Consider the following 24246-nt stretch of genomic DNA (forward strand, 5'->3'; position numbering starts at 1 on the left):
CTCGTTCTAAATCGTTGATTACTTAGCTAAATGAATCCTCACAACGTAAGCTGATTGGTACTCCTTGCTCTTGCAACGTAGTAACATGCAGTTCGCCCCAATCACATAACGCATCTAACACACTACTTAATGTTTGACCATATTCACTTAAGGAATAAACAACTTTTGGTGGAACCTGATGATATGAGGTTCGTACAACAATACCGTCTGCTTCTAATTCACGCAATTGTTGAGTCAACATCTTTTGGCTAAGATTAGGAATTTTTCGTTTTAAGTCGCTGGGACGAAGCGGACTGTGACGCAAGTTGCATAAAATAATCGGTTTCCATTTCCCACCGATAACATCCATCGTGGCTTCTACACCAATATTATACGTTTTTTCAATCATATTTCCCTCCTAAAATCCTTTTACTATCCAATAGTTACTTTTTAGACACTATAGCACAATAAAGTAGGTACTATCTATTAGAGCCTATCTAGTATACATTATATCTATTGAAAATTAAAGGAGGAGTATAGATGATCCATTCATTGAATGATCGAATCATGTTAAATAACCAAATAGAAATTCCAGGGATAGGACTTGGTGTCTTTCAAATCTCTGATACCCAAACTGCTGAAGTAGTCAAAGAAGGCATTGTAAAGGGCTATCGGTTGATTGATACTGCTCAAATATATGATAATGAAATTGGTACAGGAATCGGAATCAAAGAAGGGCTGAAAGCTGCTGGAATTTCTCGAGAAGAACTATTCGTAACCTCCAAAGTCTGGAACGATCATTTAACCTATGACGAAACGATCCAAGCTTTTGAAACCAGTTTAGCACGTCTAGGACTAGACTATCTAGATCTTTATTTAATCCATTGGCCTGGCGAAGATGCATTTTTAGAGTCATGGCGTGCTTTGGAACAATTATATCAAGCGGGGAAAATCAAAGCGATTGGTGTTAGCAATTTTCAAATCACTCATTTAGAAAAATTATTGACACATGCGAATGTCATTCCCGTTCTCAACCAAGTGGAACTACATCCAAAGTTATCTCAAATTGAACTACGCAATTTCTGCGCAAAACATGCAATAAAGATCCAAGCGTGGTCCCCTTTGATGCAAGGGAAACTATTGAATCACCCAACTATAGTAGAGATTGCTGAAGCGCATCATATTACTCCAGCCCAAGTAATCTTACGTTGGGATATCCAGCAAGACATCTTATTAGTGATCAAGTCAGTTAAGCCCGAACGAATGAAAAGTAATGCTGACATTTTTGATTTCGTTCTTTCTGAAGATGAAATGACGGTTTTGAATGCATTGAACGATCATTTTCGGGTAGGACCAAATCCTGATACATTCGATTTTAAATAAAGGAGGAAGATGTAAGATGGAACTAGGTTTATCTCATAAGGTTGCGTTAGTCACTGGCTCAACAAAAGGCATCGGAAAGGCCATTGCGATCGAATTGGCAAAAGAAGGTGCAGATGTCATCATAAACGGTCGTCACGCACCGCTTGTTGATCAAGTGGTCACTGAATTAAAAGAAAAATTCCCCCAAACTAACCCTCAGCGTGCGCCATTTGATTTAGCAGATCCAGAAGCACGGCAAGAACTGTTTACGCAATTTCCTACAGTAGATATTTTGATCAATAATATGGGGATTTTTGAACCGATGGATTATTTAGCTATCACAGATGATATTTGGGAACATTTTTTCCAAGTCAATGTACTTGCTGGAAATGCATTAGCCAAAAATTATTTACCTAAAATGTTGAAGCAAGATTTTGGTCGTATCCTTTTTATTGCGAGTGAAGAAGCAGTGATGCCTTCAGGTGAAATGGCTCAATACAGTATGACCAAAACGATGAATCTTTCTTTAGCAAAAAGTTTATCCAAATTGACTGTTGGCTCTCAAGTGACCGTCAACACGATCATGCCTGGCTCCACCTTGACAGAGGGCGTTCAAGAAATGTTAACAACAATGTACGCAGACAGCCAATTGCCTGAATCTGAATGGGAACAAGATTTTATGAAAAATCATCGTCCACTCTCACAGATCCAACGCTTGATTCGACCAGAAGAAATCGGGCGTTTTGTTGCATTTGTTTCTAGCCCCTATGCAACTTCTTTTTCTGGCGCTGCCTTGCGACTTGATGGAGGATTGGTGCCAACAATTTATTAAGAACGATTTTGTAACACAAATCAATTTCTTCTTACTAAAGAGCCAGTATGATTTTTCATTCGAACAAATGTGAGAAACAAAAAACGAAGGATACCGAGCCAAAACTTGCCTCAGTCTCATTAGAAAAAAGACAAGCCCAACTATTGGTTAGGCTTGTCTTTCATTTCAAGCAAGAATTTTCTTTCTTAACTGTATTTTATTGATTTAAAAGAATGGGTAACGTATTTGCTAGCTCTTCTTTGCGAACTTCAACCATTTCCCCAGTTTTCTTAATTTTGACTTCAACGATACCATCCACCGCTTTTTTACCTACTGTAATTCTAATTGGACAGCCAATTAAATCGGAATCTGCAAATTTCACACCTGCACGCTCATTACGATCGTCAACGAGTACTTGATAACCAGCAGCTAACATCGTTTGTTCAACTTCTTCGGTTAAGTTCGTTTGGTTTTCGTCTTTTAGATTCATTTGAACAACATGTAAATCAAAAGGCGCGATTCCTTTAGGCCAGTTAATGCCATTTTCATCTGAATTTTGTTCAACGATTGCTGAAAGCAGACGACTTACGCCAATTCCGTAACAACCCATAATGACAAATTTTTCACGTCCATTTTCATCTAATACGGTTGCGCCCATTGATTCACTATAGCGTGTGCCTAATTTAAAGATATGTCCGATTTCGATTCCACGTGTAAATGCCAATACACCATTATTATCAGGTGATGGATCTCCTTCTTGAACAAAGCGAAGGTCTTCATATGAGATCACTTCAAAATCTCGTTCTGGGTTGACATTCACATAATGGAACCCAGTTTCATTCGCTCCAGTAATAGCGTTCGCTAAGTCTTGGACATGACGATCAGCGTAGACTTTTACTTCTTCTGCTACACCGATTGGACCAACAGAGCCGAAATCTGCTCCTAGGTATTTTTGAGCATCTTCTTCTGTTGCTTCTTCTAAGAAATCAACCGCTAAAAAGTTTTTCAGTTTCACATCATTGACATCGTGGTCCCCACGTACTAATACCAATACTGGGTTTTCGTCTGCCATAAATAAAACAGATTTGATGATTTTTTGTGGCTCAGTTTCAAAGAAGTTCGCTACTTCTTCAATCGTTTTTACATCTGGTGTCGCAATTTTTTCTAATTCAAGTTGTGTTTCATGTGATTTTTTAGGGACATAATAACTTGTCGCCATTTCTAAGTTAGCGGCATAATCGCTTTCTGTTGAGTAACAGATCGTATCTTCACCGATTTCTGAGATCGCCATGAATTCTTTTGAATCTTTACCACCCATTGCGCCACCATCACCAATGATTGCTCGGAAATCTAACCCACAACGTTTGAAAATCTCAGTATATGCTTTTTCATAATCTTTATACGCTTCATCTAAACTTTCTTCTGATGAATGGAAAGAGTAAGCATCTTTCATAATAAATTCTCTGCCACGTAATAACCCAAACCGTGGACGTTTTTCATCACGATATTTTGTCTGGATTTGGTAAAGGTTCAACGGCAATTTTTTATAGGAATTGACTTCATTGCGAATCAATTCAGTAAATGTTTCTTCATGAGTTGGACCCAAGATCATTTTGCGATCATTACGATCATTGAGACGATATAAATTTGGGCCGTAAGTTTCATAACGACCAGATTCTTCCCACAATTCCGCAGGTAAGAGAGCTGGCATCAACATTTCGACAGCGCCAATCTTTTCAAATTCTTCACGCATGATCGTTTTTAATTTTTCCAATACACGATTAGCAAGAGGCAAATAAGAATAAATACCAGCTGAAACTTGGCGAATATACCCTGCTCTTAATAAAATTTGATGACTTAGTACTTCTGCATCATTTGGAACTTCTCGTAATGTTGGAATCAACATTTTTGATTGTCTCATTCTATATACTCCTTCATTTCTCATATAATCATTTATCGTTTGTAATTATACCCTATTTATAAACTTTTTCTAGAAAAAGAATCGTTGGATATCATTCCATGTGACTAATACCATTAAAAGCATCAATAAACCGAATCCTGCTAATGTGATAAAGCCTTCTTTTTCTTGGCTGATTGGTTTTCCACGAATCCCTTCCACGACGTTCAAGACAAGCTTTCCTCCGTCAAGCGCTGGAATTGGTAATAAGTTAACGATTCCCAAATTCATCGAAAGAATGGCCATCAAGCTAATGACCGTTAATATTCCTTGATCTGCAGCTTCTGAAGATAATTGGAACATCATTACAGGACCGCCCAATTTATTTAAACTAAAGTTTGTAAATAATGAGCCTAGTGCTTTAAAAATTTCTAATGAACTACTGAAAGCTTGTTGTGTTCCTCCAATGATTTTGTCAAAAAATCCCGTTTTCATTGGTGCTTTGATTCCTAATTGCCCATATTTTTTCCCATTCGATTCTACCACGCCTGGTGTTACTGAAAGGGTTTGTTTCTGACCATTGCGTTCGACTTCAACATTGAGTTTTTTCCCAGGATTCTCGGTGATCGTAGCCGTTAGATCTCCCCAAGAATGAATGGCATTACCATTGATCTCCAAGATTTTATCATTTTCTTTTAAACCAGCAGTTTGTGCTGCACCATTAGGTAAGACTTCGCCAATTTGATTCGTGTTAGTGACTTGAACTCCGCCATGCATAAAAGCAAGCAGAATAAATAACAAAATAGCTAACAAGAAATTATTCATTGGTCCTGCGAAATTCGTCAACATCCGTTGCCATAATTTGGCTGATTGGAACTGCACGTCTTTTGGAGCGATTCGAAGTTCTGTGCCATCGGCTTCAATGATCGAAGCATCATGCGCGACAGAATAAGTCACTTCTTGTTCTTCCTCGCCATTGACATAGCCAGTAATCGTTAATTCTTCTTCAAGATCATAACGAATCAATTCCATCGGGATACTATTTGTAAGCTGTACTTTTTTACTTAAATTGATTTTCTCTACGATACCATCAGAATTTAATAAAAGAGATAACGGCATTCCCGGAGCCATCTCTGTTTCATCGTCCCCGTTTCCTGCCATCCTCACATAACCTCCGATTGGCAATAAACGTAGTGTATAGGTAGTTCCGTCCTTAGCTTGATGCCCATAAATTTTGGGTCCCATACCAATTGCAAACTCTCGAACGAGAATTCCTGATCGTTTCGCAAAGAAGAAGTGTCCAAATTCATGAACAATGACCAAAATGCCAAAAACAATAATAAATGTAATAATTGTTTTCATTTTACATTCTCCTTTACTTTTTTTTAGGTTAAATAAAACATCTTAATTTTACCATATTAATAGCTATTCACCAATAGCCCTAGTTTTTTTAAAGAAAAGAGGTGGCGCTGGAAATAATCAATTTTTAGAAATAAGCCGAATAATCCAAAACTATTTTTCTTCTGGATTATTCGGCTTATTTTCTGAACGAACAACTTCTAAGACACCACGTATTCTTTTTTGAGTAAGATGTGAACATAAAGCTCGCATATTGATTTGAAAAAAGATAATGCTTCATTCCCATACCCATATTTAGTTAACAACTCATTGACATCCTATTAAACTATTGTTATTTATAAATGAGTAGACGATTAGGCAAGTGCTCATTCAAGTCTTTGATGATCACTAAATCAATCCAAATAAATGCATGATTGGAAAGACAAAAAGCAAACTATCAAAACGATCTAGTATCCCGCCATGCCCTGGTAAGATATTCCCAGAATCTTTGACATCGTAGTGACGTTTGATCGAAGATTCAACGAGATCACCAAATTGTCCCACGATCGATAAGAGCATCGTTACAAGGAGCATGAAGAACAGCCCATGTCCAAATAATTCTTTGGCTGGATAGAACAAGAAGTACAACAAAGCAACGACTAATGCACTAGCAATACCACCTAATGCTCCTTCGATTGTTTTATTTGGTGAAACATCTGGACTTAACTTATGTTTTCCGTATTGTCTTCCAACCATATAAGCACCGATATCAGTTGCCCAAACGACAAATAATCCAAAGAGCAAGACTGCCAAACCTTCTGTTCTTGCATTGACGAAATTTTGAAATCCAATACCTACATATAAACTAGTAATTACCGGGAACCCCGCTTCATCAATCGTATAGGTATTCTTTGAAATAACTGATGTCCCTAACAAGATCATGACGATCAAGTAAAAGAGCATAAACGTGCTTGTCTTCTCCGGTAAAAAGAAAAACCAACGTTCTTTTGGTAGAACTAAAATAACTGCTCCAATCGCTGATAATATTCCTTCAAAACTTAACAACGTCAAGCCCTTCATACGGAATAACTCATAGACACCGACGACTGCTAACAAAGCTGCTACAAATTCGATTGTGATTCCACCGATCCATATAATTGGTATAAATAGGACCAGGGCAATAGCAGCTGTGATCACTCGTTGCTTCATGACTGATCTCCTTCTTTCTCTGTTTTCTTCACGCCACCGAAACGACGGTCTCTGTTTTGAAATGCTGCGATTGCTTCTTCTAGATGCGCCCCATCAAAATCAGGCCACAAAGCTTTTGTGAAATACAATTCGCTGTATGCAAGTTGCCAAAGCAAGAAGTTACTAATTCTTTCTTCCCCACTTGTTCGAATAACCAATTCAGGATCCCGCCATTCGGTTGGCAAAAAACCAGTCATGAGATGATCTGCAATCAGTTCTTCGTCAATAGCTTCAATCGCAGTTTCTTCATTTTTGACTTCTTCAGCAATTTTTTTGACTGCTGTCACAATCTCTGCTCTGCTTCCATAATTCAAAGCAAAGTTAAGGATCATTCCAGTATTATCTTTTGTTTGCTCAATTGCTCGACGAACAGCATCTTGTGTATGTTCAGGTAATACTTCTTCATAGCCCATGACACGAACCTGAACGTTTTCTTTGATCAATTCTGGAACAAATGTATCAAAAAAATCCACTGGAAGTTGCATCAAAAAACGGACTTCATCTTTTGGTCGTTTCCAATTTTCTGTTGAAAAAGCATAGAGGGTTAAAACTTTCACACCTAAACGAGAAGCTTGTTTGGTTACTTTTTTAACTGTCTCCATCCCTTCTTTATGTCCAGCAACTCGAGGTAAACGTCGATTTTGGGCCCAACGACCATTTCCGTCCATAATGATTGCGATATGCTGAGGAATGGGACCTTCAGCCGCAAAATGAAAATCACTTTTTTCTTGAATATACTTGTTTTTTTGCGGAAAAAAACGTAACATTCTTTTTCCTCCTATACTTAAAAGTTACCACTATCTTTAGTATTATATCAATTTATCACGTGATTTCCTATGCTGGATTACTTTTTTTAGTTATTTCTACGACTTTTTTCTTATTTTTTAACTTTTGCTATAAAAAAAGCCTTGGACAAGAAATCGTCCAAGGCTTTTTAGTAGGTGTGAAAATACATAAACGGCATTGATAAAAGACTGATTCTACCAAGCTTTATGATTAAACTTCCAGTAATTCTTGTTCTTTGTCACTAGCGATTTTATCTACTTCTTTGATGCTTTCATCGGTTAGTTTTTGTACTTCTTTTTCTAATCCACGTAGATCATCTTCTGTGATATCGCCATTTTTTTGTTGTTTTTTGTATTCATCAATTGCATCACGACGAATGTTGCGAACAGCGATTTTTGCATTTTCTGCTTCTTTTTTTACATCTTTTGCTAATTCTTTACGACGTTCTTCAGTTAATTGAGGAATAATTAAACGAATGACATTCCCATCATTGGTTGGACTGATTCCAATATCACTTGCCATAATTGCTTTTTCAACATCTTGTAAAATGCTCTTATCAAATGGAGTGATCATTAAAACACGTGCTTCCGGGATTTGGATTGAAGCCATTTGGTTCAAAGGTGTTGGTGCACCATAATAATTAACTGTGATTCGATCAAGTAAACTTGCATTGGCACGTCCTGCACGAATTTGTCCAAGCTCACGTTGTAAATTTTGTGCTGCTTTTTGCATCTTTTCTTTTGCTTCTGTCATAATTGCATCTGCCATTTTTTATTTCCCCCTTACAGTTGTTCCGATATTTTCGCCTAAGATTGCACGACGGATATTTCCATGTTCATTTAAATTAAAGACAAGCAATGGGATGTCATTGTCCATGCTTAGTGAGCTAGCGGTAGAGTCCATTACTTGCAACCCTTTTGCAATCACTTCTAAATGAGTCAATTCTTCAAATTTCACAGCATTTGAATCTAATTTTGGATCAGCTGAATAAACACCATCAACATTGTTTTTAGCCATTAAAATAACATCAGCGCCAATCTCAGCTGCGCGTAATGCTGCAGTGGTGTCTGTTGAAAAGTATGGATTCCCAGTTCCACCTGCAAAAATCACGATTCGGCCTTTTTCTAAATGACGTTCTGCTTTTCTGCGAATATATGGTTCAGCAATTTGTCGCATTTCGATTGATGTTTGGACACGTGTTGGCACACCAACATTTTCCAAAGTATCTTGCAACGCTAAAGCATTCATTACAGTTGCCAGCATCCCCATGTAATCAGCTTGAGCACGTTCCATTCCCATCTGAGCACCGATTTGTCCGCGCCAAATATTGCCGCCGCCTACCACGATTGCCATTTCAACGCCTAATTCGTGTACTTCTTTGATTTCTTGGATGATTTCTTTAATAACAGGCGGTTTAATTCCAAAGCCTTCATTCCCAGCTAAAGCTTCTCCACTTAATTTTAAGACAACACGCTGATATTTCGGTGTGACCATGTTCATTCCTCCAATATTTTCTATTGCTATTTTACCATATTCAGGTAATTTAGCCACTAAAAGTCTAACTATTTGTACCTATGCCTAAAAAAAAGAGCTGTGACATACGTCGCTGCTCCTTTTTAATTCCAAATAAGCATACTATCTAATGTTGATCCAACATTTAAAAAGTGACTCGCAAAATGAATCAACATTAGATAACATATACTCGATTTTCAGAATTATTTTTTCACTTGGTTCATAACTTCTTCAACAAAGTTGTCTTCGCGTTTTTCGATTCCTTCGCCAACTTCAAAGCGTACAAAAGTTTTCACTGTAGCACCTTTAGAAGCAACATATTTTTCAACAGTCATATCAGGATCTTTAACGAATGGTTGGTCAACCAAAGCGATTTCTGCTTTAAATTTCTTCAAGCGTCCTTCTACCATTTTTTCAACGATATTAGCAGGCTTACCTTCGTTTAAAGCTTGTTCTGTAAGAACAGTTTTTTCATGTTCTAATTCAGCTTCAGGAATTTGAGTTTCGTTTACATAGCGAGGATTGATTGCAGCTACGTGCATAGCAACGTCTCTTGCTACAGATTCATCAGTTGTTCCATCTAAAACAGTCAATACAGCGATACGTCCGCCCATGTGTAAGTAACCACCGAAAGCAGCGTTATCTTCTTTTTCAACTACTTCAAAACGACGGAAGCTGATTTTTTCTCCGATTACTTGTGTTGCTTCGATCAAGTCAGATTCGATCGTACCTTTTTCTGTTTTGATCTTCATTGCAGCTTCCATGTCTGCAGGTTTGTTTTCCGCAACAAGTTCAGCGATTTCTTTCACTAGATCTTGGAACATTTCGTTTTTAGAAACAAAGTCTGTTTCTGAGTTAACTTCAACGATTGCTGCAGTATTTCCTTTGATTGCTACTGAAGCTAATCCTTCAGCTGCAATACGATCATTTTTCTTAGCTGCTTTAGCCATTCCTTTTTCACGTAAAAGATCTACTGCTTTTTCCATATCGCCTTCTACTTCAACTAATGCTTTTTTCGCATCCATCATACCTACGCCTGTCATTTCGCGTAGTTCTTTTACCATTTTAGCTGTTACATCTGCCATTATTGTATCCTCCTATAGTTTCTTTTTAAAAAAAGCTGTTTCAAAGGAGAGTGAGGCTTGTCGCCTAGCCTTTGAAACAGCTCCATCATTTAAAAATTATTCTGCTGAAGTGTTGTCGCCTTCTACAACGTCAACGATTTCTTCGATTGAAGTAGCATTGTTTTCTACTACAAAGTCTTCTTCAACTACTTGGTCTTCCCCTTGGTTACCTTCGATAAATGCATCAGCCATTTTTGAAGTAATCAATTTAACGGCACGGATTGCATCGTCATTTGAAGGGATAACTACGTCGATTTCGTCTGGGTCGCAGTTTGTATCAACCATAGCTACGATTGGGATATTTAATTTATGAGCTTCTTGAACAGCAATGCGCTCTTTACGTGGGTCAACGATGTACATTACATCTGGAATTCTTGGCATATCAGCGATACCACCCAAGAATTTTTCAAGACGTTCACGTTGTTTGTTCAAACCAGCAACTTCTTTTTTAGGTAGAACTTCAAAAGTTCCATCTTCTTCCATTGCATTGATTTGTTTCAAACGGCTGATACGTTTTTGGATTGTATCCCAGTTAGTCAATGTTCCACCTAACCAACGATGGTTTACAAAGTATTGTCCAGCACGTGTTGCTTCATCTTTGATTGCTTCTTGTGCTTGTTTTTTCGTACCTACGAATAAAGCCACGCCGCCTTCTTCTGCAACGCTCTTCATGTAGTCATAAGCTGCATCTACTAACTTAACAGTTTTTTGTAAGTCGATGATGTAGATTCCGTTTCTTTCTGTGAAGATATATTTCTTCATTTTTGGGTTCCAGCGACGAGTTTGGTGACCAAAATGTACGCCGGCTTCTAGTAATTGTTTCATTGAAATTACTGCCATTTTTGTTTCCTCCGATTTGGTTTTTATTTTTCCTCTCCCTGTCTTTCACCTCGCTGACAAACTTTTTCAAGCACCTATCAACGATCCAACAGGAATGTGGATTTGTTGATGCAAAAAGCATCTTTAAACATTATACAAGTAACCTACCTGTATAGCAATAGCTAAAGAGACATTCTTGCTCAACATTCAATATTTTACCTGACTTGCTAGTAAATATCAAGAGAAATCTCTAGTTGCCTCTGCATTTATTCTCATCTTTTATGCTTTACTCTCTCATTAACAAATGATCATAATTCCTAGAGTTATCTCATAAATCAGAATAATATTGGGCAACTCGATTTTTTTTTGATATGATACATGTGAAATCTTTCGTAAAGGAGAAAGAATATGCGTAAATCTGAGCGACATTTACTTATTAAACAAGTGATCGGGGAATTTACGATCCGTACACAAGAAGAACTCTTGGCCAAACTGGAGGATTATGGTGTGACAGCGACACAAGCTACGATTTCCAGAGATATTCGTGACTTAAAAATCGTAAAAGTACCAGATGAAAATGGCGTTTCCCATTTTGTTCTTTTTCAAGGAAAAAAAGGACTCGAAGCAAAAACAGATGATGAAAAACGGTTAGTCCAAATGATCGAAGACATCGTGTTAAAAGTGGAACGGGTCCATTTTCTGACGGTCGTCCATACCTTACCAGACAACGCACATCTTTTCGCTGCCGTTTTAGACGATATCAAACCACCTCATATCGTCAGTACGATTGCCGGGTTCGATACAACCATTATCATTTCCAAAGATGAAGAAGAAGCAAAATTGGTGGAAGCCTTCTTACATGCTCCCAAAGAAACAACACTTTTTTAAGCCAACTAAATTTAATCAACGCAGCATGAATCAATGAATGGATGATATCTGTCCCAATCACTTCTATATAAAATAAACCGCCCCTCACGAAAGCTACTATTATAAGTAAGCCTTTCGTAAGGGACGGTTTATTTGTGTACGTTACTTTTCTTACATTTTATCTGGTGCGTGTAAGCCAAGCAAACGTAAATCTTCTTTTAACAAGACTGTTACAGCATAAACTAATGCTAAACGCGCTTCTTTTTGGTCATCTTCAACTAAAATTTTAGTATGTGCATAATATTTATTAAATGCTTGAGCTAACTTGATTGCATGTTTCGCAATAATAGACGGTTCGTATTTTTCACCTGCTTGTAAAACAGTTTCTGGGTATTTTTGAATCAATTTTACAACTTCCCAGCTGTTTTCATCATTCAAGGCGTATTCTTGATCTGTCGATGGTGTAAAGTCGGCTTTTGCTAACAAGCTGACAGCACGAGCATGTGTATATTGTACATAAGGTCCTGTTTCACCTTCGAAACGTACAACTTCTTCTAAATTAAAGTCAAATGTATTTAGGCGATCGTTTTTTAAATCATGGAAGATAACTGCGCCAACACCGACTTGTTTAGCTACCACATCTTTATTTTCTAAATCAGGATTTTTCTCACTGATCTGTTCTTTAGCAGAGTCAATGGCTTCATTTAGCACTTCTTCAAGTAAAACAATTTTCCCTTTACGTGTTGATAGTTTTTTACCACCTTGAGTAATCAATCCGAATGGGATGTGATGCATATCATCTGACCAATCAAAGCCTAATTCTTTAAGAACAGCTTTCAATTGTTTGAAGTGATAACTTTGTTCGTTTCCGACAACATACAATGATTGTTTAAAATCATAGGTGCGTTTGCGGTAAAGAGCTGCTGCTAAATCACGAGTGATATAAAGTGTTGCACCATCTGATTTCTTGATCAACGCTGGGTTCAAATCATAAGCTGATAAGTCAACGATTTCAGCACCTTTATCTGCTTGCAATAAATGTTTTTCTTCTAAAAGTTCTACGATTTCATCCATTTTATCGTTATAGAAAGCTTCACCATTTAAAGAATCAAAACGAACTTCTAATAGATCGTAGATTTTATTGAACTCTTTCATAGATTCGTCGCGGAACCATTGCCATAATTCAATGGCTTCTTTGTCGCCTTCTTCCAAACGTTTAAACCATGAACGTGCTTCATCATTCAATTCTGGTTCTGTTTCAGCCACTTCATGGAATTGAACATACAGACGCAACAATTCATTGATTGGTTCAGAACGTACTGCTTCTTCTGAACCCCATTTTTTATAAGCCACAATCAGTTTCCCAAACTGTGTGCCCCAATCTCCTAAATGATTGATACGAATCGGGTTGTAGCCTAATTTTTCCATGATAAATCCGATGGAGTTCCCGATAACTGTAGAACGCAAATGCCCCATTGAAATCGGCTTTGCAATATTAGGAGAAGACATATCGATTGGTACGTTTCCGTTATTTCCGATGGAGCTGTCGCCATAATGTTCTTTTTCTTTCACGACAGAAGCCAAAACTTCTTTACTGATCATCGCTTTATTCATAAAGAAGTTTAAGTAAGGACCAACCACTTCGATTTTTTCAAAGTTTGTTGAATCGATTTTTTCTGCTAGGTCAGCTGCAATTTGTTGAGGGGCTTTTCGATAGATTTTCGCCAATGAAAAGGCAGGAAAGGCTACATCCCCATGGTCTGCAGATTTTGGATTTTCTAATAGTTTTTCTACTTGTTCCATTGTAAGATCGTCTTTGACAACGTCATAGATCGCTTTTGATACAATATCTTTGTTATTCATTTACATTCCTCCTATAAATACTTTTGTTTGCTGAAAACAAAAAAATCTCTAGTGATCATAGATAACTATGATCACTAGAGACGAGATATCCCGCGGTACCACTCCAGTTGTCCTATTTGCTAGGACCAGCTTCATCTGATATCGGTTGATAGCCGTCTGTCTTAGACAGAGTTCTCCAAGTGCGCTTCATTGTATCCTCTCGTTTGGCTTTCACCACACCCAAACTCGCTTTGATCAAGTAAATACAATTACTCTCTTGTTCAACAAACTATGAAATTATTATATTAATTGAATTATAGCAGAAAAAAAAACTGCTGGCTAGGGATTTCTTATAAAAAATGTCCAGAAGGTCTAAAGGAGAAGAAATACCAACTGGACACTTTTTAACATAGTTCATTTCCTAAGAAAAAGAATTCTTAGTTATCCGCTACGATGATCGTTCCTTCTTCAGATGCGAGAAGGTTCTCGATATTTTCTAAAGAAGTAATAATCGCTTTAGCTTTTGGTTTTGCCTCAACAAAGGCAATTGCCGCTTCGACTTTTGGCAGCATACTTCCTGGTGCAAATTGATTTTCATCAATGTATTGCTTCATTTCTGAAACTGAAACAGTTTCTAGTTTCTTTTGATCTGGTTTTTGATAATTTACATAAACATTATCTACTCCAGTTAAAACGATCAATAGATCTGCATCGATGATTTCCGCTAATTTTTCAGAAGCAAAATCTTTATCGATGACCGCTTCTCTACCTTGTAAACCAGTTGCCGTTTCCACAACAGGAATTCCGCCACCACCAACAGAGACTGTAATCACGCCTTGTTCTACTAGCGTTTCAATCACTCGTGCTTCTTTAATTGAAATTGGTTTAGGAGAAGCCACTACTTTACGCCAGCCACGACCAGCATCTTCTTTAAAGGTTACTGTTGAATCAGCTTTCATTTGTTCATTGGCTTCTTCTTCGGTATAGAATGGTCCTACTGGTTTGCTTGGGTTTTTAAATGATGGATCGTTTTCATCAACGATGACTTGTGTAACAAGCGAAACCACATCTTTATCGATGCCTTTTTCTTTCAACACTTCACCCATTGCATTTTGTAACCAGTACCCAATTGATCCTTCTGTCATTGCAACACAAGTATCTAAAGGCATCGCTGGTGTCTTTTCTGAGTCAGCTGCTTGTTGTTGGATCAGCAAATTCCCTACTTGTGGTCCATTCCCGTGAGAAATGATCAACTCATCCCCTTGTTCAATGAATTTTACTAAGTATTTTGCTGTTTCCATCAATGCCTCTTGTTGTGCTTTTGCACTTGCATCTGTTGATAAAATCGCATTACCACCTAATGCGACAACTACTTTACGATTTGCCATATTTGTCTTCCTTTCTCCAGAGAGTTCTGAATTTTCTCAATGACAAAACAAGCCAGCCCATGATGAGGTCCATTAAAGCTGACTCGTTTTGTTCTTGAGATGAATGTGATTAACCGTTACACACGAGGAATAAACAAGTTACCAAGTGTTGCTGCCATGATTGCTTTGATTGAGTGCATGCGGTTTTCTGCTTGGTCGAATTGACGTGCATATTTACTGCGGAAGACTTCATCAGTAACTTCCATCTCAGTAATGCCGAAGCGTTCTTTCATTTGTTCACCATAGATTGTGTTAGTATCATGGAATGCTGGTAAGCAATGTAAGAAAATCAAACGGTCAGTATTGTGCGTTTTTTCGATCATTTCCATGTTGATTTGGTAAGGTTTCAACAATTTGATTCGTTCTTCAAATTTATCTTCTTCACCCATTGATACCCAAACATCTGAATAAAGTACGTCAGCACCGTCAACACCTTTATCTACGTCATCAGTGATCATTAATTGTGCACCAGATTTAGCAGCAAATTCTTCTGCCATTTTGACGATTTCTTCTTCTGGTTGTAATTCTTTTGGTGCTACGATACGCATGTTTGCACCTAAAATAGCCCCAGTCACAAGTAAAGAGTTAGCCATGTTGTTACGTCCGTCACCACAATATGCCACTGTGATTCCTTCAACTGTTCCAAAGTTTTCTTGGATTGTTAAGAAATCTGCGATCATTTGTGTTGGGTGCCATTCGTCTGTTAAACCATTCCATACTGGAACACCAGAAAATTCTGCTAGTTCTTCCACCATTTTTTGGCTAAAGCCGCGGAACTCAATTCCGTCAAACATTCGACCTAATACTTTAGCTGTATCTTCTGTTGATTCTTTTTTACCTAATTGGATATCATTGGCACCTAGATATTCAGGATGCGCACCTAAATCGATTGCTGCAGTTGTAAAAGCTGCACGTGTACGAGTAGACGTTTTTTCAAATAAAAGTGCAATGTTTTTACCTTCTAAGTAGTGATGTGGAATGCCACGTTTTTTCAAATCTTTTAAGTGCTCAGAAAAATCGATTAAATATTGTAATTCTTCTTTTGTAAAATCTTTTTCTGCTAATAAACTTCTTCCTTGAAATACTGACTCTTTCATAACTAAAATTCTCCTTTAGGTTGTTTGTTTTTGTTTTAAAGAGGAAATCTAGTGGCAGCTGACAGTTAGACTGCCACTAGCATTCATATTATTTTAAATCTTCACGTACTAATGGTTGGCTCATGCAGCGTGGACCACCACGACCGCGTGACAACTCACTTGAATTGATTTCCAATACTTTGATGCCATAGCTACGTAATAATTCATTGGATACATAGTTACGGTTGTACGTTACGACAACACCTGGTGCGATTGCCAGAGTATTAGAACCATCATTCCATTGTTCGCGAGGAGCAACGATCGCATCACCATTACCAGTTGGGATCAAGACTAAATCATCTAAACCTAACGCAGCTTTTAATGACGCTTGTAAGTCATCAGAATGAGCGATCTTGATGTCATCGCCTGCTTGTTCGATCGTAAAGACATCCATTTTTCCTTCTTTACTTTGGATTGCTGGATGGATCGTGAATTTATCATGATCAACCATGGTAAACACAGTATCTAAATGCATCATTGCTCGATTGTTAGGAATCTTGATTGCTAGGACTTTTTCAAAGCCTGCATGTTTAGCAAATAAATTACGTGCTAATTTTTCGATTGCTTTAGCGCTTGTTCGTTGTGAGATACCTACAGCGACGACTTTGTCACTTAGGATTAATTCATCTCCACCTTCGATGTGATCAGGGTTTTCACGATCTAACCATACTTCAACCCCTTTGTTCGCAAAACGTGGGTGATGTTTCAAGATGTATTCAGTAAACATTGATTCACGACGACGTGCTTCAAATGTCATCATGTTAACAGTCATCCCATTTCCCATTGATGCAGAAGGATCACGTGTAAAGTAAAGGTTTGGCATTGGGTCCATATAGAATGGATAGTCGTCATCTGAAGAAAGATCATACAGACTGTTTGAACGAACTGAAATATCTTTCGTGCGGACACCCGCCATAATTTTATCTACCATTTCTTGGGTTTCCATTGATAGAAGGAACTCATGAAGACCATCTCTTACAGCAGAAGATGCAATGTGGGATTCGTCTAACATTTTATTTAAAAATTGTTCTTTGACATTGCCGGCATCAATTGCTTCTGCAGCTAATTTTTCTAGATATAAAGTTTCGACGCCTTCATCTTGCAATGTCTTTGCAAAATAGTCATGCTCTTCTTGTGCGATTGGCAGATATGGAATATCATCAAACAACAGACGGTCCATAATATCTGGTGTTAAATTTTCCACTTCTTGTCCAGGTCGTTTCAATAAAACTGTCTTTAACTTCCCTATCTCAGAGAAAACGTGAATAGGTTTATCCATGTTGTGTTGCCTCCTTCGTTTTGATTACATACATAGAATACCGCCTTTTTGTAACCACTTTCATAATTTCTTCTCATCTAAAACGAGAGCAATTTCACATTATTAGAAGACAATTAAATAAATACACGTTTTTACATTTTTTATTAACTTTTATCACTTTTTTTATACTGAAAACTCTCTCAAAAAAATATTTATTCATTAAAAAATTATTTTTGAATATTTTCTTTTTCGATATTTCACAAGGTTGATAGCGCTTGCTTTATGTAATAATTGTGTTTTTTATACAAAAATACCAATCATTAAAAAGAATTATGCAATCTATCTGTATAAATTATTCATAATAACATCAAAGACTGATCACAAAGAATAAAATTGCTTTTTTAACCATGATTTTTCTTCTAGGTTAAAACTTTACATTTAATCCAAAACCAGTCACAATATAGTATGTAGCTGAAAGTAAGGAGTGGGAGTTTTATGCGTATAAATAGAATTGATTATCATTTTTCAAAGTTACGCTATCAACCTGATTTTGAAAACTTTACTGACGAGGAATTTGAGCTCATTAAAGAGCATACGATCCTTCGTTCTTATAAAAAAGGACAAATTTTATTTGATGAAGGAGATGAACGACAACGTCTCTACATTTTAACATCAGGATTGGTTCGTCTAGAACGATATGATGAAAGTGCTACTTATTATTATTATGATTATGTCAATCCAAATAACCTTTTCCCAATGTCTGGTATTTTTGAAGAAGGAATTTATTCATACACTGCTCAAGCAATGACAGACATCGAAACTTTCTCTTTCCCAGTATCTTGTTATGAAAAAATTGCGAAAAACAATCCAAAACAATTACTCTATATGATCCATAAAATCTCAAAAGTAGTAGCGATGCACGAACTGCGGATACAGATCGGTTTAACTTCTAGCGCTTTTGATCGAGTGAAACAAAACTTATTCATTTTAAAAGAAGAGCTTGGCATACCAACCACAGATGGCCATGTCGAAATTCCATACCCTATCACACTAAAAGAATTAGCGGTTAATAGTGGGACAACGAGAGAGACTGCTGGACAAGTAATCAAACAGTTAAAAGATTCTGGTTTATTAGATTACCAAAAGAAACGGTTTACTTTTTGTAAAACTGCTGTGACGCCTGCTTTAAGAGAATAAAAAAACATACTAAGATGAGGCTGCCCTTATCTTAGTATGTTTTATTTTTTGTCTAAGCCTGATTTATTTGTAAAGGAAACAAAGAAACCTTTTCATCCTTGTTTGCGGTGCTGATGCCAAAATAGGAGGTGTCTAGGAATCATTATCGCTATTAGTGGTTTCAAGACATACAGATAATGAACTTTAGCAACCTGTAATTCTTTGAAATTACGATATTTCAACCGACTTTCCCCAAGGCGATTTTTCCAGGAAATTTTTTTATAATACTCTTTATCTTGATAGTAATAAACTAAGTTTTCTTGTAAATTATAACCTTTGTGTCCCTTCGCATATAACCGCATATATAGGTCATAATCTTGTCCTCTAACAGTATCTTTTGAAACTCGATAACCCGCTACAGATTCTAAGATGTGTTTTCTAAACATAGCCGATGGATTGATGAACGGACTCGTTTTCAAGAGATCTTTTATTTCAGGTCGTTCTTTGACCACCCGTTCACCATAGACACCCTCTTGGTCCCATAAATAGGCATTACTGCCAACAAAACCAAATTCTGGATGAGCCTCCAAAAACGCTACTTGCTTTGCCATACGTTCCACGTGACAATAATCATCGTCATCTAGTTGCATAATGTAGTTCCCCCGTGCATGTTTGATTGCCTGGTTGCGAGTATAAGCACTTTTAGAATTTCTAGCGTTTTGATAGATTCTGATACGTTGATCTTGTTTTTTTAATTTCGTTAAAAGTTCCCAAGTATGATCTGTTGATCGATCATCGACAATAATGATTTCAAAATCTTGATAGCTTTGTCTTAGTACAGAATTGACTGCTCGCTCAATCGATTTTTCTGCATTGAAAGTAGGGATAATCACACTAATCATTTGACTGCTCCTTTTTTCCATTTACTAGAGATCCCTGTTCTTTCACAACGAGTAAACCTACTAAGATCCATAGTAATCGTGAATTTTGTAAAGAAATACTAAAAGAAAAAATAATATTCGCTAATATTAAGAGACACAGCAACCATTTTTTCAGCAATAATTTTCTGACAAACTGACCAAATACCAACAACATTCCCATCATTGCTGGGACTATTCCCCATTCAACAGCTATTTGTAAAAAAGTATTATGAGCAATCGTCGGGCTTCCACTAACTGATAAAGCAACTGAAGAGTAGTCAACGAAACCGATACCCATGAAATGAGTCCGCGTTAACAAAAGTTGTGCTGTTTTCCAAGCTTCTGTTCTACCGGAACCTCCAGCAACGATTGCGCCATAAAAATTAGTGAAAACTCCCTCAAATCGGACAAATTGCGGAATGGAAAGAAAACGTGCAATTAAATTACTTACATAATCAGCAAAAAGAAAATGCGTACCGATAATCAATACACTCGCTGTCATGATTGTCATTACAAGATGTTTGACGTTGATATTTTTCCTAAATAATTTTTGAATTAGAAATAACAAATTGATTACTAAAAATGCTACAACCCCTGTTTTGGAAGCAGATAACAAAATACAGGATGTATAACCCATGAATGCAATCAGGTTCTTCCACTTACCTTTAAATGGTCTTAAGTACCAGATACAGTAGCCACATGTTTGAAGATAAGCAAAATAGTTAGGATCATTCATGAATCCTTTCAAACGTAGATCACCGAACAAAACAAATGATTTCAAACTTGCTGGAGCTACTAGAAAAATGAACATACTAAGACAGCCAAAAAAAAGTGTTCCGACTTTTACCCCAGATAAAAAATCTTTTTTCAACTCTGGATTTATATGAAGGATCGAGATCGTTAGAATCAAATAAAGGAGATTGACGAAAAATTTTTGTCCCGTCATGATGACTGAAAAAAGCGAAACAGAAGTATCCACCCATGAACTTAACAATATCGTGGACAATAACCGCCAACAAATAACCCCAATAAAAAATAGTACTAATTGTTTACTGAACACCACTTTTTTCATTAGTAGAAGGTAGCCAACTAATAGCACCATAAATACATCACTTATTGACATATTGATCCCGAAAAAAACACGCGAAATACAGAGTGTAAATCCCAATAGGTAAAATAACCTTCCTAAAATTTTTTGGTTGCTTTTCGTTAATTCATCAATTGATGAGTACCCATTTGCTTCCATTGTTTTCATTTTCTATCTCCCCGTGCGCCTTTAACAGCAAAAATTCACTGATTGATTTATTTTTCCAATCATCATTTCTATCTTTTCTTCATTCATTAGAAGCATTTGCAAACGCTATAACTTTCTTGGCTGCTTCGCTTTCATCTTCTGGTAACTGTTCAATTAGCTGGGTGACTTCTTTTAAAGAAAAGCCTTTAATGTCCCCAACAAAAATCTTCTCAAAAATTTGCGTTTCTTTCTTTTCTTTTTCTAATAGCAATTCTTCATATAATTTTTCCCCAGGACGTATCCCTGTTTCAACAATCTCGATATCTTCTTCTGTATAACCACTCAAATGGATCATATTCTTAGCTAGATCCACGATCTTGATCGGCTTATCCATATCCAAAACAAAAATTTCTCCTCCCTTAGCCAATGCACCTGATTGAATAACTAATCTGCTCGCTTCAGGGATCGTCATGAAGTAGCGGGTCATCCGAAAATCGGTGACAGTGATCGGTCCCCCTCTTAAAATCTGTTCTTTAAACAGTGGAATAACACTACCTCTAGACCCAAGTACATTCCCGAAACGGACAGCCGAAAACTTGGTCTCACCAGATTGGTTCAGACTTGTGATTAACATTTCTGCGATTCTTTTTGTTGCTCCCATCACATTTGGCGGGCGATTTGCTTTATCAGAAGAAATCATCACAAAGTTCTTAACATGATTTTTTTTAGCTGCTTCCGCCACATTTTTTGTTCCGTTAATATTATTCTTAATTGCTTCTGTGGGATTATATTCCATCAGCGGAACGTGCTTATGTGCGGCTGCATGATAAACAATCGTGGGATGGTATTTTTCCATCAAATAAAAGATGCGTTCTCTATCTTGAATATCAGCAATGATTGGTAGAATCTCTACTTTCCTCTGAGGATCTAATGTAGTTAGTTCTCGATGAATCGAATAAATCGAATTTTCTCCATGTCCAAGTAAAATCAACTTTGCTGGTTCAAATGCCAAAACTTGCCGACAAATCTCTGAACCAATCGAGCCCCCAGCCCCAGTTACTAAAATCGTTTGTCCTTTTAATTGATAGCTGATACTTTCTAGGTCAAGGGAAACTTCCTCTCTTCCTACTAGATCGATCACATCTACTTCTTTTAATTGCGAAACATTGATTTTTCCGGTAGCTACTTCTTCAAAAGAGGGAACCATATTTACCTTGATATTCTTATTTTCAATGGATTGAACAAGCTGTTGGATCTTCTTTTTTGGTAACGAAGGAATCGCTATCGTAACCATATTGATACGGAATGTCTGGATCAATTGATTTATTTCACGGGTATTTCCCAGTACTTTTTTACCTAAAAGATAAGTTCCCCATTTGTTACAATCATCATCGACAAAGCCCACAACTTCAATATTATTCACAATTTGAGAACCTAAAAAACTTTGATACAGTAATTGTCCACCCTCTCCAGCACCAATGATCAAGATTCGTACTTTTTTTTCATTCGAACGACCATTTTTATTTTTCAATTCAACCCAGACCCGCCAGCCTAACCGACTACTAGCAATCAATAAAAGTGCCATTATGTAAGAAAAAACAACTAATCGCAAACTAATCTGGTACATGAGCTCCTGGTTAAACAAGTAAAACAAAGGAAAAATTGAAAATAACATAAAAGTGAGTGCCGCAAAGATCCCTAACAACTCATTAAGATTCGTATAACGATTGATTCTTGTAAATACTTTAAAGATCCCACCATAGAACAGATAACAAACAACTGATGAAATGAGTGTTATTGCCAAATAATCTCTATTGATGATAACAAATGGAACCATAAATATAAAACTGATGTAATTAGCAAGTATGATCAGAAAACTATCGAGTAGCACCAAACTAATCGCTTTGATTTTTCTAGTTGGTTTAATCAATAAATCACCTTCTTTAGTACTTGATATGCACGATCTTGATCAACATTTTCTTTCAATCATTTTAACACACCATCTACTACCTCAATAATAGTAGTTGATATCTTTCGACTTCTTTACTCCATTATAGACAATCCCTAAGATATTTGCCTGAGCGATCGTCAATAGTTCCTTTGCTTTGAACAATTCTTTCTTTAGCGTTTTTCGTTCTCTCACGACAATGATTGTACCATCTGTTTTTGAAGCTAGTATCTGTGCATCCGTCACAGGCACAACAGGCGGTAAATCAAAAATGATCAAATCAAAATTTACGCTTAATTCATCAATGATTTCATTCATTCGGCTTGACTCGAGTAATTCAGAAGGATTGGGAGGTTTTGGTCCACTGGTCATCGTCCACAAATGTGCAATATTTGTTTCATGAATGAATACGAAAGCTGATTCATTTCTTTTTTTTAACAGGTTAGTTAGTCCGTCACTGTTCGAGGTTGAACGAAATGTACTTTCTACACTTGGCTTTCTTAAATCTGCATCAATTAGGAGTGTTTTCTTCCCGCTATTTGCAAAAACAATCGCTAGATTCGCTGAAACAGTTGACTTCCCTTCCTCTGGACCTGCTGAAGTAACGACGATTGTCTTTATATCCTGATCAAATGAGCTAAATTGGATATTTGATCGAACCGTTCGATACTGTTCAGAGATCATGGACGATTGTTTACTAGCACTAATCAGAGGAACACCCTTTTTTTTCATATTATTTTTCACGTATTAGTCTCCTCATCTATTTTCGTGTGAACCGATTTTCTCTGCTTAGATGTGTACGCGCTCGTTGTCTATGTGTATGAGTTCCTTGTCGAGAGTATGTTGTGAGTTGAATCGATTGCCCACTTTCAATTTCCTTATTACTCATTTCACTAATTATCCCTAAGACTGGATACCCCATCGTTGCGAGAAAATGCTCATCCTTTACTGTTTTATCCAATATTTCTAACAAGACAGCCATCCCGATCCCTAGAAGTAAACCTAAAAATGCACCAAGAAAAAGATTCAACCGTTTATTGGGTGAAACCGGTAGCTGATTTGCTTGCGCAATTGATGTGATCGTTACTTTATTTACGTCTAAAACTTCTTTTACTTTTTCTTCAAAAGTATAAGCAAGAACATTTGCTATATTCGCAGCTTTTTCAGCTTCATCTGACATCACCTTGATATGGAACATTTGTGAATCTGAAGATTGAACAATCTGAATATTCTTTCTCAATTGATCTTTCGTTAAGTAATAAGCAAATTTATTTTCTAAGTATTCGGTTGCTTCATTAAGTACGATATCTCCTAAAATCATGTCTTTATATGTATTAATTAAGAGTACATTTGCATGCACTTCTGATTGTAAATTATGGTTGACGATTTCGTTTTTCGATTGAACGATTAATTCAGCCGATGAACTGTATGTTGGAGTAATAACAAAATAAGTTACTCCAGTCGCAACGGCGAAACCGCCGATCAATGAACAAATGATCAACAGTATCCGCTTTTTTAACCAGCTTAGTATCTCATTCAAATTAATAACCGCTTCCATCTTT

General features: G+C 36.9%; 22 protein-coding genes and 1 other annotated feature. Of the genes, 4 read left to right on the forward strand and 18 right to left on the reverse strand.

Annotation, left to right across the window (positions count from 1 at the left end):
* Positions 1–22: 22 nt before the first annotated feature.
* Positions 23–388 (reverse strand): winged helix-turn-helix transcriptional regulator, encoded by a 366-nt coding sequence (locus IGJ11_RS07825; protein WP_010737776.1) that lies wholly within the window; start codon positions 386–388, stop codon positions 23–25.
* Between the two features lie 131 nt (positions 389–519).
* Here IGJ11_RS07825 and IGJ11_RS07830 point away from each other — a divergent pair, with 131 nt between their 5' ends.
* Both IGJ11_RS07830 and IGJ11_RS07835 read left to right on the forward strand, forming a co-directional pair.
* A complete protein-coding gene (locus IGJ11_RS07830; RefSeq protein ID WP_438772478.1) occupies positions 520–1362 on the forward strand; it encodes an aldo/keto reductase in 843 nt (280 codons plus the stop codon).
* A 16-nt stretch (positions 1363–1378) separates the two neighbouring features.
* On the forward strand, positions 1379–2173 hold the full coding sequence (locus IGJ11_RS07835; RefSeq protein ID WP_053766742.1) for an SDR family NAD(P)-dependent oxidoreductase: 795 nt from the start codon (positions 1379–1381) through the stop codon (positions 2171–2173).
* 196 nt (positions 2174–2369) lie between these two features.
* On the opposite strand, the gene IGJ11_RS07840 is transcribed toward IGJ11_RS07835, so the two are convergent.
* From IGJ11_RS07840 to rpsB, 8 genes are all read right to left on the reverse strand, one after another.
* Positions 2370–4073, reverse strand: coding sequence for a proline--tRNA ligase (locus IGJ11_RS07840; protein WP_010718877.1), 1704 nt, complete (start codon positions 4071–4073; stop codon positions 2370–2372).
* A 69-nt stretch (positions 4074–4142) separates the two neighbouring features.
* On the reverse strand, positions 4143–5411 hold the full coding sequence (gene rseP / locus IGJ11_RS07845) for an RIP metalloprotease RseP (RefSeq protein WP_010718876.1): 1269 nt from the start codon (positions 5409–5411) through the stop codon (positions 4143–4145).
* 384 nt (positions 5412–5795) lie between these two features.
* Positions 5796–6596, reverse strand: coding sequence for a phosphatidate cytidylyltransferase (locus IGJ11_RS07850; protein ID WP_010718875.1), 801 nt, complete (start codon positions 6594–6596; stop codon positions 5796–5798).
* Positions 6593–7402 (reverse strand): isoprenyl transferase, encoded by an 810-nt coding sequence (locus IGJ11_RS07855; RefSeq protein ID WP_010718874.1) that lies wholly within the window; start codon positions 7400–7402, stop codon positions 6593–6595. The genes IGJ11_RS07850 and IGJ11_RS07855 overlap by 4 nt, the downstream gene beginning before the upstream one ends.
* A gap of 229 nt (positions 7403–7631) precedes the next feature.
* Positions 7632–8189: a ribosome recycling factor gene (frr, locus tag IGJ11_RS07860; RefSeq protein WP_010718873.1), complete on the reverse strand. Its 558-nt coding sequence runs from the start codon at positions 8187–8189 to the stop codon at positions 7632–7634.
* A 3-nt stretch (positions 8190–8192) separates the two neighbouring features.
* Positions 8193–8915 (reverse strand): UMP kinase, encoded by a 723-nt coding sequence (pyrH, locus tag IGJ11_RS07865; RefSeq protein ID WP_010718872.1) that lies wholly within the window; start codon positions 8913–8915, stop codon positions 8193–8195.
* Between the two features lie 221 nt (positions 8916–9136).
* Positions 9137–10018 carry a translation elongation factor Ts gene (tsf, locus tag IGJ11_RS07870; protein WP_010718871.1) on the reverse strand — a complete coding sequence of 294 codons (882 nt, stop codon included), beginning with the start codon at positions 10016–10018 and terminating at the stop codon, positions 9137–9139.
* Between the two features lie 96 nt (positions 10019–10114).
* Positions 10115–10897 (reverse strand): 30S ribosomal protein S2, encoded by a 783-nt coding sequence (gene rpsB, locus IGJ11_RS07875; protein ID WP_010718870.1) that lies wholly within the window; start codon positions 10895–10897, stop codon positions 10115–10117.
* Positions 10898–11284: 387 nt separating this feature from the next.
* Between rpsB and IGJ11_RS07880 the strand changes: the two genes are divergently transcribed.
* Positions 11285–11764: an arginine repressor gene (locus IGJ11_RS07880; RefSeq protein ID WP_010718869.1), complete on the forward strand. Its 480-nt coding sequence runs from the start codon at positions 11285–11287 to the stop codon at positions 11762–11764.
* A gap of 150 nt (positions 11765–11914) precedes the next feature.
* Here IGJ11_RS07880 and argS read toward each other — a convergent pair whose 3' ends face one another.
* The 4 genes from argS to arcA all read right to left on the reverse strand — a co-directional run bounded on the left by argS (position 11915) and on the right by arcA (position 17427).
* The gene (gene argS / locus IGJ11_RS07885; RefSeq protein ID WP_034698338.1) at positions 11915–13606 is read right to left on the reverse strand and encodes an arginine--tRNA ligase; all 1692 of its coding nucleotides are present in this window, start codon (positions 13604–13606) and stop codon (positions 11915–11917) included.
* A gap of 73 nt (positions 13607–13679) precedes the next feature.
* Positions 13680–13879: a binding site (T-box leader), on the reverse strand.
* A 143-nt stretch (positions 13880–14022) separates the two neighbouring features.
* Positions 14023–14973, reverse strand: coding sequence for a carbamate kinase (gene arcC / locus IGJ11_RS07890; protein ID WP_207431934.1), 951 nt, complete (start codon positions 14971–14973; stop codon positions 14023–14025).
* Positions 14974–15089: 116 nt separating this feature from the next.
* Positions 15090–16109, reverse strand: coding sequence for an ornithine carbamoyltransferase (argF, locus tag IGJ11_RS07895; protein WP_010718866.1), 1020 nt, complete (start codon positions 16107–16109; stop codon positions 15090–15092).
* A gap of 88 nt (positions 16110–16197) precedes the next feature.
* The gene (arcA, locus tag IGJ11_RS07900; protein ID WP_010718865.1) at positions 16198–17427 is read right to left on the reverse strand and encodes an arginine deiminase; all 1230 of its coding nucleotides are present in this window, start codon (positions 17425–17427) and stop codon (positions 16198–16200) included.
* A 474-nt stretch (positions 17428–17901) separates the two neighbouring features.
* Here arcA and IGJ11_RS07905 point away from each other — a divergent pair, with 474 nt between their 5' ends.
* Entirely contained in the window at positions 17902–18603 is a 702-nt protein-coding gene (locus tag IGJ11_RS07905; RefSeq protein WP_010718864.1) for a Crp/Fnr family transcriptional regulator, read from the forward strand.
* 92 nt (positions 18604–18695) lie between these two features.
* On the opposite strand, the gene IGJ11_RS07910 is transcribed toward IGJ11_RS07905, so the two are convergent.
* The 5 genes from IGJ11_RS07910 to IGJ11_RS07930 all read right to left on the reverse strand — a co-directional run bounded on the left by IGJ11_RS07910 (position 18696) and on the right by IGJ11_RS07930 (position 24242).
* Positions 18696–19484, reverse strand: coding sequence for a glycosyltransferase family 2 protein (locus IGJ11_RS07910; RefSeq protein WP_010718863.1), 789 nt, complete (start codon positions 19482–19484; stop codon positions 18696–18698).
* Positions 19477–20757, reverse strand: coding sequence for an O-antigen ligase family protein (locus IGJ11_RS07915; RefSeq protein ID WP_207431932.1), 1281 nt, complete (start codon positions 20755–20757; stop codon positions 19477–19479). Before IGJ11_RS07915 ends, IGJ11_RS07910 begins: the two co-directional genes overlap by 8 nt.
* Before the next feature lie 79 nt (positions 20758–20836).
* Complete coding sequence (locus IGJ11_RS07920; protein ID WP_438772480.1) at positions 20837–22666, reverse strand: polysaccharide biosynthesis protein; 1830 nt, start codon at positions 22664–22666, stop codon at positions 20837–20839.
* 81 nt (positions 22667–22747) lie between these two features.
* On the reverse strand, positions 22748–23416 hold the full coding sequence (locus tag IGJ11_RS07925) for a CpsD/CapB family tyrosine-protein kinase (RefSeq protein WP_178287265.1): 669 nt from the start codon (positions 23414–23416) through the stop codon (positions 22748–22750).
* Positions 23417–23444: 28 nt separating this feature from the next.
* On the reverse strand, positions 23445–24242 hold the full coding sequence (locus tag IGJ11_RS07930) for a YveK family protein (RefSeq protein ID WP_207431930.1): 798 nt from the start codon (positions 24240–24242) through the stop codon (positions 23445–23447).
* Positions 24243–24246: the final 4 nt, after the last annotated feature.

It is taken from the genome of Enterococcus sp. DIV0691 (assembly GCF_051711145.1).
In the GTDB taxonomy this organism is placed as follows: Bacteria; Bacillota; Bacilli; order Lactobacillales; family Enterococcaceae; genus Enterococcus_B; species Enterococcus_B hirae.